Raw genomic sequence first — 14,415 nt, forward strand, 5'->3', positions numbered from 1 at the left:
GAACGGCAAACGAGATTAGCTCATGACAACATCCGTGGAGAACAGCAGTCTCAAGATCATGGTGATCGACGACAGCAGCACCATTCGTCGGTCAGCAGAGATCTTTCTCGGACAGGCCGGGTATCAGGTGGTTCTTGCAGACGACGGTTTCGACGCGCTTGCAAAGATGAACGACCATCGTCCGGCCCTCATCTTCTGCGACATTCTGATGCCCCGGCTGGACGGCTATCAGACCTGCGCGCTGATCAAGAAAAGCTCCCGCTTTCATTCCACCCCGGTCATCATGCTGTCGTCGAAAGACGGCCTCTTCGACCGCGCGCGTGGCGCGATGGTCGGCTCCGATGCCTATCTCACCAAGCCGTTCACCAAGGACAGCCTGCTCAAGACGGTGCGCGAACACACGGCGCCCGCGCTTGCGCGGTAATTTTTCAGCTTCAAAGGTAAAAGAATGCCCATACAGAAAATTCTTGTGGTGGACGACTCTCCAACCGAGCGTTACTTCCTGACCGACATTCTCATCAAGAATGGTTTTTCGGTTTCCACCGCGGAGAGCGGCGAAGAGGCATTGCTCAAGGTCAAGGCCGACAAGCCGCAGCTGATCCTGATGGATGTCGTGATGCCCGGGCAGAACGGTTTCCAGATCACCCGCTCCATCGCACGCGATCCCGAAACCCAGGAAGTGCCGATCATCATCTGCACCAGCAAGGGACAGGAAACCGACCGCATCTGGGGACTTAGGCAAGGCGCGCGTGACTATATCGTCAAGCCTGTGAATCCCCAGGAGCTTCTGTCCAAGATCGCCGCGCTTGGCTGAGCCTGCCATGAGCGAGTCTTCTCTGGACAGCAGACCCCGGGCCGCACTGAAGGAGAGCGACGGCGGCGCGCGCCGCAATCGCCTTCGCGAATTCCAGGCTCAGCTGGTCGAGCGCATGCAGGCCGCCAGCAGCGGCGCGCAGACCCAGGCCAGCAAGCTCGGCGTGATGATCGGCGAAACGCGCTGGCTGCTCAATCTGCAGGAGGCGGGCGAGATCGTCTCCGTCGGCGCGGTGACGCCGGTTCCGCTCACCAGGGACTGGTTCCTGGGCCTGATCAATGTCCGGGGCAACCTTGTCAGCGTGATCGACCTGGCGCGTTTTCGCGGCATGGCGGCCACGCCGGTGGAGAAGGACAGCCGGGTCATCGCATTCGCGCCTTCCCTGTCGTTCAACTGCGGCCTCCTGGTGTCGCGCGTGATGGGCCTGCGCAATGTCGCCGACATGGAAATACAGGCGCAGCCGCAGGCACCTTCCGCAGACAGTCCCTGGATAGCGCAGCGCTATCTGGACCGTGATTCCCACGTCTGGAACGAACTCAATCTTTCTTTAATCGTGCAGGATCCGCAATTCCTGCAGATCGGTGTCTGAAGCGGCCTGCGCAACAACGTATGCCCGCCTTTCACCCCATTCCGTAATTCGAGGAGACCCCGCAATGGCGTTCAAAGTACCGTTCATGTCGAAAGAGAAGAAGCAGGACTCCAACGACGATGCCGTCACGGTTGCTGCATTCACGATAGACAGCACGCCCGCCGGGGCCGATTTTTCCATGCCCGATGCCGCGCCGTATTCGCCGGGCGGTGCGCAGCCGCACGCTCAGGTCCGTGCCGCTGCTGCGGAGCGCAGCATGAATGCAACCTTCATCGGAGACGCGCTGCAGAAGGGCGGTGACATCCGCCTGCCGTTCATCGGCAACCTGCCCCTGCAGCAGCAGGTGCGGCTGCTGCTCGGCACGCTGGGCGCCTCTCTGGTACTGGGCGCCGGCTTCGTCTGGATCAATTCGAATCATTCCTCGCTGACCTCGACGCAGACGCAGATCGCCGGCGACGCACTGATGCATTCGCAGCGCGTCGGCAAGGCCGCGCCCAACGCGATTCAGGGCAATCTGGCGGCGTTCAAGCAGCTCGAGGAGAGCCGCCGCGAATTCAATCGCGACCTGAGCGTGCTGCTGAACGGCGGCGACTACCAGGGCCGCGACGTCTCCGCGCCAAGCGCGGAAATGGAATATCTGCTGAAGGAAACACAGAAGGTCTGGGCAAGCTCGGACAAGGCAGCCGAAACCATCCTCAAGCTCAAGGAAGAGCTGACCGGTTTCGGCACCACGCTGCAGAAGCTGAACAGCCTGTCGCCGGTGCTGCTCGAATTGACGGAACAGATCGCCACCCTCAAGGCGCAGGGCGGCGCCACGCCGCGCGAGATTTCCGCCGCCGGCCAGCTTGTGATGCTGACCCAGCGCCTGGGCCGCAGCGCCAATGAATTCCTGACTTCCGAGGGCGTGAATCCGGAGACCGCCTTCCTGCTCGGCAAGGACACCAACACCTTCCGCGACATCACCGACGGCTTCCTCGCCGGCAGCGACGTGCTGCGTCTGGGTGCAACCAAGGATGCCGACACCCGTGAAAAACTGGAAGAGCTGAAGAAGGTCTTCGCCGAGTACCAGGAATCGGTGGCGGCGATCCTCGGCAACCTGCAAAACTTCATCGCCGCGAAACAGTCCGAACAGCTGATCTTCGCCGAAAACGAAACCCTCAAGCAGCGCATTACCAACCTGCAGAATGCCTACCGCGGAGAGGAGGATGCGCAGCACTGGTCTTCATGGCTGATGACGGTGAGCGCCGTAACGGCCCTGCTGTCCGCGCTCGGCATTGCACTGGTGCTGCTGCAGGATAGCCGCAACCGCACCAAGGAAGCGGACCAGCGCCGCCAGGAAGCGGAAGAGCAGCGTCTGCAGGCGATCCGGCAGGAAGAGGAAGCCAAGCAAGCCAACGACCAGAACCAGGCGGCGATTCTGCGCCTGATGAACGAATTGCAGGAAGTCGCCGACGGCGACCTCACGATCCAGGCAACCGTGTCCGAAGACATCACCGGCGCCATCGCCGACTCGGTGAACTACACCGTGGAGGAATTGCGCGGACTGGTAGGACGCGTTACCAAGACGGCCGAACAGGTTACCGCCGCATCCAACCAGGCGCAGACGATTTCCAGCGAACTGATGCAGGCGTCGCAGAAGCAGTCCCGCGAAATCCAGGAAACCGGCCAGGCGGTGCTGGAAATGGCGGTGCAGATTACCGACGTTTCGCGTTCCGCGACCGAGTCGGCAGAGGTTGCGCGCCAGTCGGTGTCCGCAGCCGAGCAGGGCGCACGCGCGGTGGAAGATGCGATCAAGGGTATGAACGAGATCCGCGAACAGATCCAGGAAACCTCCAAGCGCATCAAGCGTCTCGGCGAATCGTCGCAGGAGATCGGGGAAATCACCGAGCTGATCTCCGACATTACCGAACAGACCAACGTGCTGGCGCTCAATGCGGCGATCCAGGCCGCATCGGCCGGCGAGGCGGGACGCGGCTTCTCGGTGGTTGCCGAAGAAGTGCAGCGCCTGGCGGAACGTTCCGGCGAGGCGACCAAGCAGATCGGCGCGCTGGTGCGCACGATTCAGACCGATACGCACGACGCCGTGGCCGCGATGGAAAAATCCACCCAGGGCGTGGTCGAGGGAGCCAAGCTGTCCGACGCCGCCGGCGCCGCGCTGTCCGAGATCCGCAGCGTCTCGAACCGGCTCGCCGACCTGATCCAGAGCATTTCCGCCGCCACCGAGCAGCAGGCCACATCGGCCAATGGCGTGGCGCAGAGCATCCAGAACATCCTGAACGTCACCGAGCAGACGCAGCAGGGCACCAGGCAGACCACCGACTCGATTCGCGAACTGTCCAAGCTGGCCGAGGAACTCAAGAACTCCGTGTCGCGATTCCGTGTGTCCGCCTGACGTCCCCGGGCGACCGACTTCTGCATTGCCGTTCATGCCTGAAACGGAAACATCGTTATCGCGTTATCGTCGTGCGGCGCGCTCGCTGCGAGCGCGCCCATTCAAGTTGCATCGCGGTGAAGCCGCGCGACCCACCGCTTTTTGACCCCGCGAGGCAGTCATGACTACCTTTTCCTCCCTCTCACCGCAAGAAGCCAGGGAAACCTTCGACACCGGCCCGCTATCGTGGGTCATGGGAGAGATCCGCGAAGCATTGAACCGGTCCAGGGAATCGCTGCGTGAAGCTTCCGCGCAAGAGGCGGGCGTGCAGACCACGGCGTTGCGCCATGCCAAAAGCTATCTGCATCAGGCGCACGGCGCGCTGCAGATCGTCGATGTGGACGGCGTCGCCATCATCACCGAAACCGTGGAAGACCTGCTCGACCGCGCCGACAGCGGCCAGCTGACGATGAGCCCCGAACTGGCCGGCGTGATCGGCAACGCCTACCAGGCGCTGGTCGAGTATCTGGATGAACTGCTGGCAGGCTTGCCGCATCAGCCGGTGCGGCTGTTTCCCTATTACCGGACTCTGCTGGAAGCGCGCGGCGCCGAACGCATCCACCCGGCGGACCTGTTCTTTCCCAATCTCGCCGTTCGTCCCAGCTTTCCCGCGGCCACCCCCCCGGGCGAGGTACAGCCGGCTCACTATACCGGGCTGCGCCAGCGCTTCGAAAAGGCCCTGCTGCCTTTTCTAAAGAGCAGCGACCGCAGTGCCGAGCTGGCCAATGCCGCCGTCATGCGCGACGTGGTGGGGGAGATCGAAAACCTGCAGGCAAATCCGCAGGCGCGGGCGTTCTGGTGGGTCATGCACGGGCTGGCGGAAGCGGTTGCCGCCGACCAGATTCCGAATGAAATCTACGTCAAGCAGCTCTTCGCGCGCATCAACCTGCAGATCCGGCGCCTGTGCCAGGGTTCGTCCAGCATCGCGGAACGCCTGCTGCGCGATGCACTGTTTTTCATCGCCCGCATCAAGGAACCCGCCGAGCGCGGCAGGCAGATTCGCGAAACCTATCAGCTCGACGGGCTTGTGCCGGCCGATTATGAAAAGAAGCGCTACGGACAGGTGGACCCGGATATTCTGGCCGGTGCCAGGGAAAGACTGTCCCAGGCAAAGAACATCTGGAACCGCATCGCCGGCGGCGATGCCGGCATGGCCGATACCTTCGAGCATGAAATGCGCATGCTTGCCGATGCCGGCTCCCGTCTCAATTCCGCGCCGCTGTCGAAGCTGCTGCGCGAACTCAAGGGCATTGCTCGCCACGCGGCACACGCCAGGCCGGGTGAGATGCTCGGCCTGGAAATGGCGACCAGCCTCCTGTTCGTCGAAAACTCGCTGAACCAGATCGGACACCTGCCCGACAACTTCGCCGAGCGCGCCGACGCCATGACCGCGCGCCTGCTCGCCGTGGTCACCGGCGAGCAGCCGGTGCAGCCGGCCACATGGCTGGACGACATGTCGCGCCAGGCGCTGCAGCAGCAGACCATGACTGCGCTGGCAGGCGAAATGCAGGGCAATCTGCGCCAGGTCGAGAAAATGCTGGACGAGTTTTTCCGCGACCCCGCGCAGCATGAAGCCCTCGCTCAGCTTGCCCAGCTCGACCAGATGCTGCATCAGATCGAGGGCGCGATGGCCGTCCTCGACCAGCACGATGCCATGCAGGCGGTCCGCCATACGCGCGAGGCGGTGCGGCGCTTTCAGCCGGCGGGCGAAGCCGGCACGCATGCGGCCGATGTCGAGGAATTCCAGCATGTGGCCCAAAATATCGGCGCGCTCAGTTTCTTCATCGAGACACTGCAGCACCAGCCGGACAATGCAGGAAAGCGCTTCACTTTCGACCAGGAAAAGGGCCTGTTTCGCGCCAACCTGATTGAGCAGGGCGGCAAGCAAACCGCCGAGCAGGCGGAGAGCGAGGCTGTGCACGCTGCAGCGGATGCGCCGATCCTCGACGCCGGTACCGGCGACACGACGAGCGAAATGCCGCTATCGACGGTGGAAGACGAGCTGGCCTTCCACCAGCAGAAATCGGCCGAGATTGCCATGTCGCTGAGCGCCGAGCCGGACAACCAGGCATTGCAGGCGCAGCTCAAGGAGTCGCTTGAAAAGATCAGGATGGATGCCACCCTGGTCGACAATCCGGAAGCCAACGACCGCGCCCAGGCCGGCATTGATGCGCTGAAGCGGCCGGATTTCGCGGAGTCGACCGAAGCGCTGGCCGAGATCATCACCGCCACCGTGCCGGCGATGCCCGCAAGCGAAGCGCTGCCGCCCGTCATTGCTCCGGCGACGGACGAGGCCATCGATGCCGAACTGCTGGAAATCTTCCTGATGGAAGCCGAAGAGGTCCTGGGCGCGGTGCGCGAGACCATGCCGGAAGCCCGCAACCAGCCGAGCAACCAGGAACACCTGACGACCTTGCGCCGGTCTTTCCATACGCTCAAGGGCAGCGGACGCATGGTCGGCCTGACGGCCTTCGGCGAAGCGGCCTGGAGCATCGAGCAGGTGCTGAACCTGCGTCTGGCGGAATCCCGCGGCGGCGACCCTGAGCTGTTCGGCCTTCTCGACAAGGCGGCGGAAGTGCTCGACGCCTGGGTTCGGGACCTCAAATTGCACGGCAGGTCTGCCCGCACGCCGGATGCGATCGTGGCCGCCGCCGAGCGCATCAAATCCGGCGGACAGTTCCACTACGAAGAGACGGGGGAAGCTGCGGTAGAGGAAGACGCAGTGGAAACGGCAGTAACGGCAGACGAAGCACCCTTGGCAGCAGCGCAGGCCGAAGAGCAGGAATCGTTCGGCGATCACGCTGAGCAGCCGGATCAGGCGCCGGCGTCCGAACAGATGCCGGGCCCTGCGGAAACCGCAGTTGCCCTCGATTGCGCAGAAACCTTCGAGACCGGGCGGACTGCTGCGATGGAATTCGTGCCGCTGCCGGGCGAGCACGACCTCGCGGACGCCGACTTGGATGTCTCCCAGCTTGAGCTGCAGCAAGAAGTCGAGCTTGCGTCTGCCTTGCCTGATTTCGGAGCGGAAGTTTCAGCCGCCGATAGCGCCAATACCCTTGAATCCGAACAGATTGCCATCCCCGAGGAGCCGGAGGAACTGCAGCTGTCCGATGCGGAACTGCTGGCGCAGTTCGGCGACATGAATGCGCCGGCGGCAGCGCAAACGGAGGTGGCAGCAGAGGAAAGCGGTGATGCAGCGGCGGACATGCTTGCGGATGCGCCTTCTGTCGAACCGCCGGACGCGCCGGCGCCGCAGTTGGCGGAAGACACGCCTTTGGCGGCGGGAGCGGAAGTCATCAGTTTTCCCACCGTGCATCCGCCCCAGCCGCGGAACAACGATAACGTCAAGCGCATCGGCGACCTGGAAATCAGCGTGCCGCTGCACAATATCTATCTCGCGGAAACCGACGAACTGGTGCGCGTGCTGGCGCAGGACATCGCCGAATGGAGCCATGAACCCGACCGCGCCGTGAGCGTGCAGTCGGTGCATGCCGCGCATTCGCTGGCCGGCAGTTCGGCCACCGTCGGATTCACCGCGCTGCATGAGCTTGCGCATGCGCTGGAAATGGTCCTGCAATTCCTGATGCGCAAGCCGGTGAAGCTGCAATCCCATGAGTTTGCGGTCCTGTCGGAAAGCATCGACCGCCTCAAGCTGATGCTGCAGAAATTCGCGCTTGGCGACATGCCGGACAATCAGCCTGAGTATGTGCGTCTACTGCAAAGCCTGCGGCAGGATCTGGAATTGCGGTCCGAGATGGCCGAGCTGACAGCCGCAAGCCCGGAGACGATTCTGGCGGATGCGGAGTTGACAGAGCTGCCCGAGCTGCCTGAACTGGCGGATCTGACCCAAGACTTGCCGGCCGCGCTCGATGCCGAACACGAAATCATGGCCGAGTCGACCGCCGAGGCATCCTCGGCCTCCGCGACGGATGAAGACGCAAGTGCAGGCGGCAGCTTCACCCCGCAGCTTCGCGACGAACTCGATGCCGACCTGCTGCCTGTGTTCCTGGAAGAAGGGCGCGACATGTTCCCGCAGATGGGCACGGCGCTGCGCGGCTGGCAGGAGCGGCCCGGAGACATCGCATTGCCGCAGTCGGTGCTGCGACTGCTGCATACGCTCAAGGGCAGCGCACGCATGGCGGGCGCAATGAATCTGGGCCAGCATCTGCACGACATGGAAACCCGCATCGAGAACATCATGCATCTCGGCACGCCGGAACTGCTGGCCATCGAAGATCTGCTGATCCGTTACGACCAGGCGCTGCAGATGTTTGAACTGTTACAGCACCCGGCAGCGGAGCCGGTTTCTTCCGAAGCGGCCGCCGAAACGCAGCAGCCGCCAGTAACTGCATCGGACGAGGGCGTGGCGCTTGCGCCGCTGGTTCCTCATATGTCCCAAATGCCGTCGCCGACGCATCCGCTGATGGACAAGGCGCACAAGGGCATGGCTCAGAACCAAGGACAGGTCGTGCCTGCAGCCGCAGCGCCGCTGGTGCGAGTTCGCGCCGACATTCTCGATCGCCTCGTCAACCAGGCGGGTGAAGTCTCGATCTCCCGTTCCAGGCTGGAAAACGAAGTCGGCAGCCTGCAGCAATCGCTGTCCGAACTGACCGACAACGTCGCCCGCCTGCGCGATCAGCTTCGTGAAATCGAAATGCAGGCGGAAACCCAGATCACCTCGCGCATGGCCCACTCGGCCGACCGCGAATTCGATCCGCTGGAGTTCGACCGCTTCACCCGCCTGCAGGAATTGACCCGCATGATGGCCGAAAGCGTCAACGACGTCGGCTCAGTCCACCAGAACCTGAGCCGCACGCTCGACAGCGCAGTGGCCGATCTGTCGGCGCAGGCCCGGCTGACCCGTGAATTGCAGCAGGACCTGATGCGCGCGCGCATGGTGCAGTTCGCCAGCATCTCGGAGCGCCTGTTCCGCGTGACGCGTCAGACCGCGAAGGAAATCGACAAGCGCGTCAATCTCGACATCCGCGGCGGCGCGGTCGAAATGGATCGCGGCGTGCTGGAAAAAATGACCGGCCCGTTCGAACACCTGCTGCGCAATGCCATCGTGCATGGCGTGGAGGCGAGGGAAGCGCGCCGCGCCGCAGGCAAGCCGGAAACCGGCGAACTGCTCATCGAGGTGCGTCAGGAAGGCAATGAAGTCGTCATCCAGTTCTCCGATGACGGCCAGGGCCTCGACCTCGCCCGCATCCGTGACAAGGCAGCCAAGATCGGCCTGCTTGCCGACGATGCCCGGCTGACGGACGAGGAAGCCGGCGACCTGATCTTCCATCCCGGCTTTTCCACCGCCGAGGAAATCACCGAACTCGCCGGCCGCGGTGTCGGCATGGATGTGGTCCGTTCGGAAGCGGCGTCGCTCGGCGGCCGTGTATCGACATGGAGCGAATCGGGCAAGGGCACGCAGTTCGCCATCCGCCTGCCGCTGACGCTGGCCGTCACCCAGGTCGTGCTGCTGTCGACCGGCGGCATGACGTATGCGGTGCCATCTGTACTGGTCGAACAGGTGCAGCAGCTCAAGGCCAATGCCCTGGCGGCCGCCTACAACGACGGCGCGGTGGTGTGGCAGGGGCAGCGGGTGGCGCTGCATTACCTCTCCACGCTGCTCGGCAATACCCAGGCTTCGCCGGTGTCGCAGCAGTATTCGTCGCTGCTGATTCTCAAGAGCGGCAGCGACCGCGTGGCCGTGCATGTCGATGAAGTGATCGGTAACCGCGAGGTGGTGGTCAAGAACATCGGCCCGCAACTGTCGCGAATGGTCGGCATTGCCGGTGCGACGGTGCTCGGTTCCGGCGATATCGTCCTGATTCTCAATCCTGTTCCGCTGGCCCAGCGGCTGGCACAGGACAACTTGCGCGCTCCGCGCCTGGCGCCGGCCGACGTGCCTGATGCCTTGGGAGCGGTCGCCGAAATGCGAGCCGATCAGCCGTCGTCGCCCGACAGCGGGCCGGTGCAGGGCTTGCGCCGCCAGCCCGTGGTAATGGTGGTCGACGACTCGCTGACGGTGAGGCGCGTGACCCAGCGCCTGCTGTCACGGGAAAACTACCAGGTGGTGCTGGCCAAGGACGGCGTCGACGCACTGCAGCATCTGCAATCGATCACGCCCGACGTGATGCTGGTCGATATCGAGATGCCGCGCATGGACGGCTTTGACCTGACGCGCAATGTGCGCGGCGACGAGCGGACCCGTCACATTCCGATCATCATGATCACGTCGCGCACCGCCGAGAAGCATCGCAACTATGCGCTGGAACTGGGCGTCAACGACTATCTTGGAAAACCTTACCAGGAGGAGCGCCTGCTCGAACTGATCGCCGGTTTTGTCGGCAAGGACGCGGCGGTGGGTTGATGCCGTCCTGAAATTGCCCTGAAATTTGTCGGGCAGCCGGCAAGGCGCTGAAAAGCCCGCATGTCATTTCATGCGGGCTTTTTTATTTCAGTCGCGTGCGCTGCTTTCGTCTTCGACTTCACTTTCTTCATCGAGGTCTTCCGAGGCAACGCGCGCCTTCTTCACCACCGCATAGCGCGCCAGCGTGCGCAGGCGAGCTTCGTCATGTTGCACGACCGGCGCCGGATAGTGATGTCCGACGGCGATGCCGGCCTGCTGCAGCACCCCGGCCGGCGCCAGCCAGGGCGCATGGATATGCTTTTCCGGCAGCGCCGCGAGTTCCGGCAGGTAATGGCGGATGAACGTTCCCTGCGCATCGAACTTGCGCGACTGCGTCACCGGATTGAAGATGCGAAAGTAGGGTTGGGCATCGCAGCCGGATGACGCCGCCCATTGCCAGCCGCCGTTGTTCGACGACATTTCGTAGTCGGTCAGTTCCCGGGCAAAATAGGCTTCGCCCCGCCGCCAGTCGATGCCCAAGTCCTTGATCAGGAAGCAGGCGGTCACCATGCGCAGGCGGTTGTGCATGTAGCCGGTCAGCTTCAGCTGCCGCATCGCCGCGTCCACCAGCGGATAGCCGGTGCGGCCTTCGCACCAGGCGGCAAACAGTTCGTCCGCATGGTCGCCGCTTTCCCACTGCACCGCATCGTATTCAGGCTTGAACGCCCGCTCGGCCACGCGCGGATGATGGTGCAGCACCATGAAGTAGAAGTCGCGCCAGATCAGTTCGGACAGCCAGGTCGCCGCACCCTGGCCGCCTTCCGGCCGGCGCATCAGTTCAGCGGCCTGGCGCGCCAGACCGCGTATCGACACCGTGCCGAAGCGCAGATGCGCCGACAGGAAGGACGAGCCTTTCACCGCCGGAAATTCCCTGGCTTCATGGTAGCGCCCAAGCCGGTCGTAGAAATCCTCGAACAGCTGCTCGCCGCCGGACATGCCGGGATGGATGCCGATCTGGAGCAGGTTGGTGGGCTCGAATCCAAGCTGGGCCAGCGTCGGCACCTGGGTAGCGATGCTGGCGGGCGCGGGCGCCAGGCGGGATGCATGCGGCGCTATCGGATAGGCCTTCAGGTAAAAGTCGTCGTCTTGGGCATGCAGCTTTTTCAGCCATGCATTCTTGTAGGGCGTGAAGACGGAAAACGGCTTGCCCGCCAGCGACAGGACTTCATCCTTCTCGAAAATCGTCTGATCCTTGAAGCCGTGGAAAGCGGTGCCGTCCTTGCCGAGCGCGTCGGCGATCCGCGCATCCCGCTGCACGGCGGCCGGCTCATAGTCGTGATTCGCAAAGACCGCATCGACGGCCAGTTTCGCGGCGAGCCGCGGAATTTCCTCTTCCGCATGGCCGTGCAGCACGATCAGGTCGCCGCCCATGCCGCGCAGCGCCTCGGCAAGTTCCTTGACGCTGCTCAGAATGAATTCCACCCGGCGGTCGGCGCGCGGCAACATATCCAGGATAGCCTTGTCGAAAAGGAAGGCGCAGTAGACGGCCCGGCTTTGCCTGAGCGCATGGTAAAGCGCCGCATGATCGAAGTTGCGCAGGTCGCGGCGGAACCAGACGAGAGATCTGTCATAAGCTTGCATGAATTGCCTTTGGCCGGAAGCTGGTCCGGAGATGTTTGCGGCCCGTTTCGGGAATATCGCAGGTCAAAACTGTTAAAATGCCCATTATGGTTAAACCAAGCAAGTCACGCACGAGTTCTCTGACTCCCGGCAGCGCCCGGGGAGTGGCCGGCTATTCCGCATCGACGGATGAGGCGCCCGCCGCCCAGTTCACTCTCGCAGACCATTTCTTAATCGCCATGCCATCGATGCTCGATCCGGTATTCGGCGGCACCGTCGTGTATATCTGCGAGCACAATACCGACGGCGCGCTTGGCGTCATTGTCAACAAGACAACCGACATGACGATGGATGTGCTGCTGGAGCGCATCGATCTCGGCGCCGATCCGTCCGCCGGAAGGATGCTGGTCGACAAGAAGCCGGTGATGTTCGGCGGCCCGGTGCAGGTGGAGCGCGGTTTCGTGCTGCACTCGCCGCACGGCGAGTATTCCTCGATGATGAAAGTCAACGAAACCGTTGCCCTGACCACCTCCAAGGATGTGCTGGAGGCGGTAGCCTCAGGCAGGGGGCCGGAACGCATCCTGGTCACGCTCGGCTGCGCAGGCTGGAGCGCGGGACAGCTGGAAGAGGAAATCGTGCGCAATGGCTGGCTGACTGTGCGCGCCGAACCCCGCATCATCTTCGATGTGCCGGCGGAACTGCGTTTCACGGCAGCCATGAAACTGCTCGGCATCGACCCCATGATGCTCACCGGCGACGCGGGGCATGCCTGACGGTGGAAACGGTACTGGCATTTGATTTCGGCCTCAAGCGTATCGGCGTGGCAGTCGGCAATACCCTGCTCAGGCAAGCCCAGCCGCTGACTGTCATCACTTCCCTGACCAATGAAGCGAAATTCGCCGACATCGCCGCCCTGATCAATGAATGGCAGCCTGGCCGCTGCGTGGTCGGCCTGCCCAGCCATCCCGACGGCGCCGAGCATGAAATGACGGTGCGCTGCCGCCGTTTCGCCAATCAGCTCAATGGCCGTTTCGGCGTCGCCACCTCCCTGGTCGACGAGCGCTATTCTTCCGCCGTGCTGACGCAGCGCCGGGGGGAGATGATCGATGCCGAAGCCGCCGCAATCATCCTGCAACAATACTTCAATGAACATGCCGAATCCTGAATTCGATGCCGAAGCGCTGTACCGGACATTGTCCGGCAGCGTCAAGGCTGGCCTGGAACAGGCCGAGAACGTTGCCATCGTGGGCATTTATTCCGGGGGCGCCTGGCTGGCCGAGCGGCTCGCCGCCGAAATGAAGCTGGAGGCGCGCCTTGGCTTCATCGACGTGTCGTTCTACCGCGACGACTATGCCGAAAAAGGCCTGCACGCCGAGGTCAAGCCGACCCAGATCCCGTTCGAGGTGGAAGGCGCCACCATCCTCCTCGTCGACGACGTGCTGTACACCGGCCGCACAACGCGGGCGGCGATCAACGAACTCTTCGATTACGGGCGTCCGGCGAAAATCATGCTGGCGGCGCTGGTGGACCGCGGCGGCAGGGAACTCCCGATCGCCGCCGATTTCGTTGCCCACAGCCTCGACATCGCGCTTCCCGCAGCACAGCATCTCGTATTAGGCCGCGCCGACGACGGCCGGTTATCCCTCACGGTGGATCATGCATAACCCGCAATTGAACAAGAACGGCGAGCTCCAGCACCTGCTCACCATCGAAGGCCTGCCGAAGGCGGTCATCAACCATATCCTCGATACCGCATCGTCCTTCGTCAGCGTCAGCGACCGCGAAGTGAAGAAGGTGCCGCTGATGCGCGGCAAGAGCGTGTTCAACCTGTTCTTCGAGAACTCCACGCGTACCCGCACTACCTTCGAGATCGCGTCCAAGCGCCTGTCGGCCGACGTGATCAATCTCAACATTTCCGCTTCCAGCACCAGCAAGGGCGAGTCGCTGCTCGACACCATCGACAACCTGGCGGCCATGCATGCCGACATGTTCGTCGTGCGCCATGCGCAGTCCGGCGCACCCTACCTGATCGCCAAGCACCTGATCGACACCGCCCAGTCGCACGTCCACGTGGTCAATGCCGGCGACGGCCGCCATGCGCATCCGACGCAGGGCCTGCTCGACATGTACACGATCCGGCATTACAAGAAGGATTTCAGCAACCTGACGGTGGCCATCGTCGGCGACATCCTGCACAGCCGCGTCGCCCGTTCCGACATCCATGCGCTGACCACGCTCGGCGTGCCCGAAGTGCGCGCCATCGGACCGCGCACGCTGCTGCCCGGCGGCCTGGAGCAGATGGGCGTGCGCGTATTCACCGACATGAACGAGGGCCTCAAGGGCGTCGACGTCATCATCATGCTGCGCCTGCAGAACGAGCGCATGACCGGAGCTCTGCTGCCTTCGGCGCAGGAATTCTTCAAGAGCTACGGCCTGACGCCCGAGCGTCTGGCCCTCGCCAAGCCGGATGCGATCGTCATGCATCCGGGACCGATGAACCGCGGCGTGGAAATCGATTCCGCGGTGGCCGACGGTGCGCAGGCGGTGATCCTGCCGCAGGTGACCTTCGGAATTGCGGTACGCATGGCGGTCATGAGCATTTTGGCGGGAAATTAAGC

10 protein-coding genes are annotated in these 14,415 nt (G+C 63.2%); 9 read left to right on the forward strand and 1 reads right to left on the reverse strand.

Annotated elements, in window-relative coordinates:
* Positions 1–22 precede the first annotated feature (22 nt).
* From IGW03_RS01485 to IGW03_RS37850, 5 genes are all read left to right on the forward strand, one after another.
* Positions 23–424 (forward strand): response regulator, encoded by a 402-nt coding sequence (locus tag IGW03_RS01485; RefSeq protein WP_194720726.1) that lies wholly within the window; start codon positions 23–25, stop codon positions 422–424.
* Between the two features lie 24 nt (positions 425–448).
* Entirely contained in the window at positions 449–814 is a 366-nt protein-coding gene (locus IGW03_RS01490; RefSeq protein ID WP_228534891.1) for a response regulator transcription factor, read from the forward strand.
* 7 nt (positions 815–821) lie between these two features.
* The gene (locus tag IGW03_RS01495) at positions 822–1,403 is read left to right on the forward strand and encodes a chemotaxis protein CheW (protein WP_194720727.1); all 582 of its coding nucleotides are present in this window, start codon (positions 822–824) and stop codon (positions 1,401–1,403) included.
* A gap of 64 nt (positions 1,404–1,467) precedes the next feature.
* On the forward strand, positions 1,468–3,795 hold the full coding sequence (locus tag IGW03_RS01500) for a methyl-accepting chemotaxis protein (protein WP_194720728.1): 2,328 nt from the start codon (positions 1,468–1,470) through the stop codon (positions 3,793–3,795).
* Positions 3,796–3,955: 160 nt separating this feature from the next.
* Positions 3,956–10,198: a FimL-related protein gene (locus tag IGW03_RS37850; protein WP_228534893.1), complete on the forward strand. Its 6,243-nt coding sequence runs from the start codon at positions 3,956–3,958 to the stop codon at positions 10,196–10,198.
* A gap of 87 nt (positions 10,199–10,285) precedes the next feature.
* Here the strand turns inward: IGW03_RS37850 and IGW03_RS01515 are convergent, their stop codons facing one another.
* Positions 10,286–11,818, reverse strand: coding sequence for a cryptochrome/photolyase family protein (locus IGW03_RS01515; protein ID WP_194720729.1), 1,533 nt, complete (start codon positions 11,816–11,818; stop codon positions 10,286–10,288).
* Positions 11,819–11,895: 77 nt separating this feature from the next.
* Here IGW03_RS01515 and IGW03_RS01520 point away from each other — a divergent pair, with 77 nt between their 5' ends.
* From IGW03_RS01520 to IGW03_RS01535, 4 genes are read left to right on the forward strand one after another with little or no spacing between them, the layout of a single operon-like run.
* Positions 11,896–12,570 carry a YqgE/AlgH family protein gene (locus IGW03_RS01520; RefSeq protein ID WP_438943613.1) on the forward strand — a complete coding sequence of 225 codons (675 nt, stop codon included), beginning with the start codon at positions 11,896–11,898 and terminating at the stop codon, positions 12,568–12,570.
* Positions 12,571–12,572: 2 nt separating this feature from the next.
* Positions 12,573–12,962, forward strand: a complete 390-nt coding sequence (ruvX, locus tag IGW03_RS01525; RefSeq protein WP_194720731.1) for a Holliday junction resolvase RuvX — start codon at positions 12,573–12,575, stop codon at positions 12,960–12,962.
* Positions 12,949–13,461, forward strand: coding sequence for a bifunctional pyr operon transcriptional regulator/uracil phosphoribosyltransferase PyrR (pyrR, locus tag IGW03_RS01530; RefSeq protein ID WP_194721191.1), 513 nt, complete (start codon positions 12,949–12,951; stop codon positions 13,459–13,461). Before ruvX ends, pyrR begins: the two co-directional genes overlap by 14 nt.
* On the forward strand, positions 13,454–14,413 hold the full coding sequence (locus IGW03_RS01535; RefSeq protein ID WP_194720732.1) for an aspartate carbamoyltransferase catalytic subunit: 960 nt from the start codon (positions 13,454–13,456) through the stop codon (positions 14,411–14,413). The genes pyrR and IGW03_RS01535 overlap by 8 nt, the downstream gene beginning before the upstream one ends.
* Positions 14,414–14,415: the final 2 nt, after the last annotated feature.

It is taken from the genome of Noviherbaspirillum malthae (genome assembly GCF_015352985.1).
In the GTDB taxonomy this organism is placed as follows: Bacteria; Pseudomonadota; Gammaproteobacteria; order Burkholderiales; family Burkholderiaceae_D; genus Noviherbaspirillum; species Noviherbaspirillum malthae.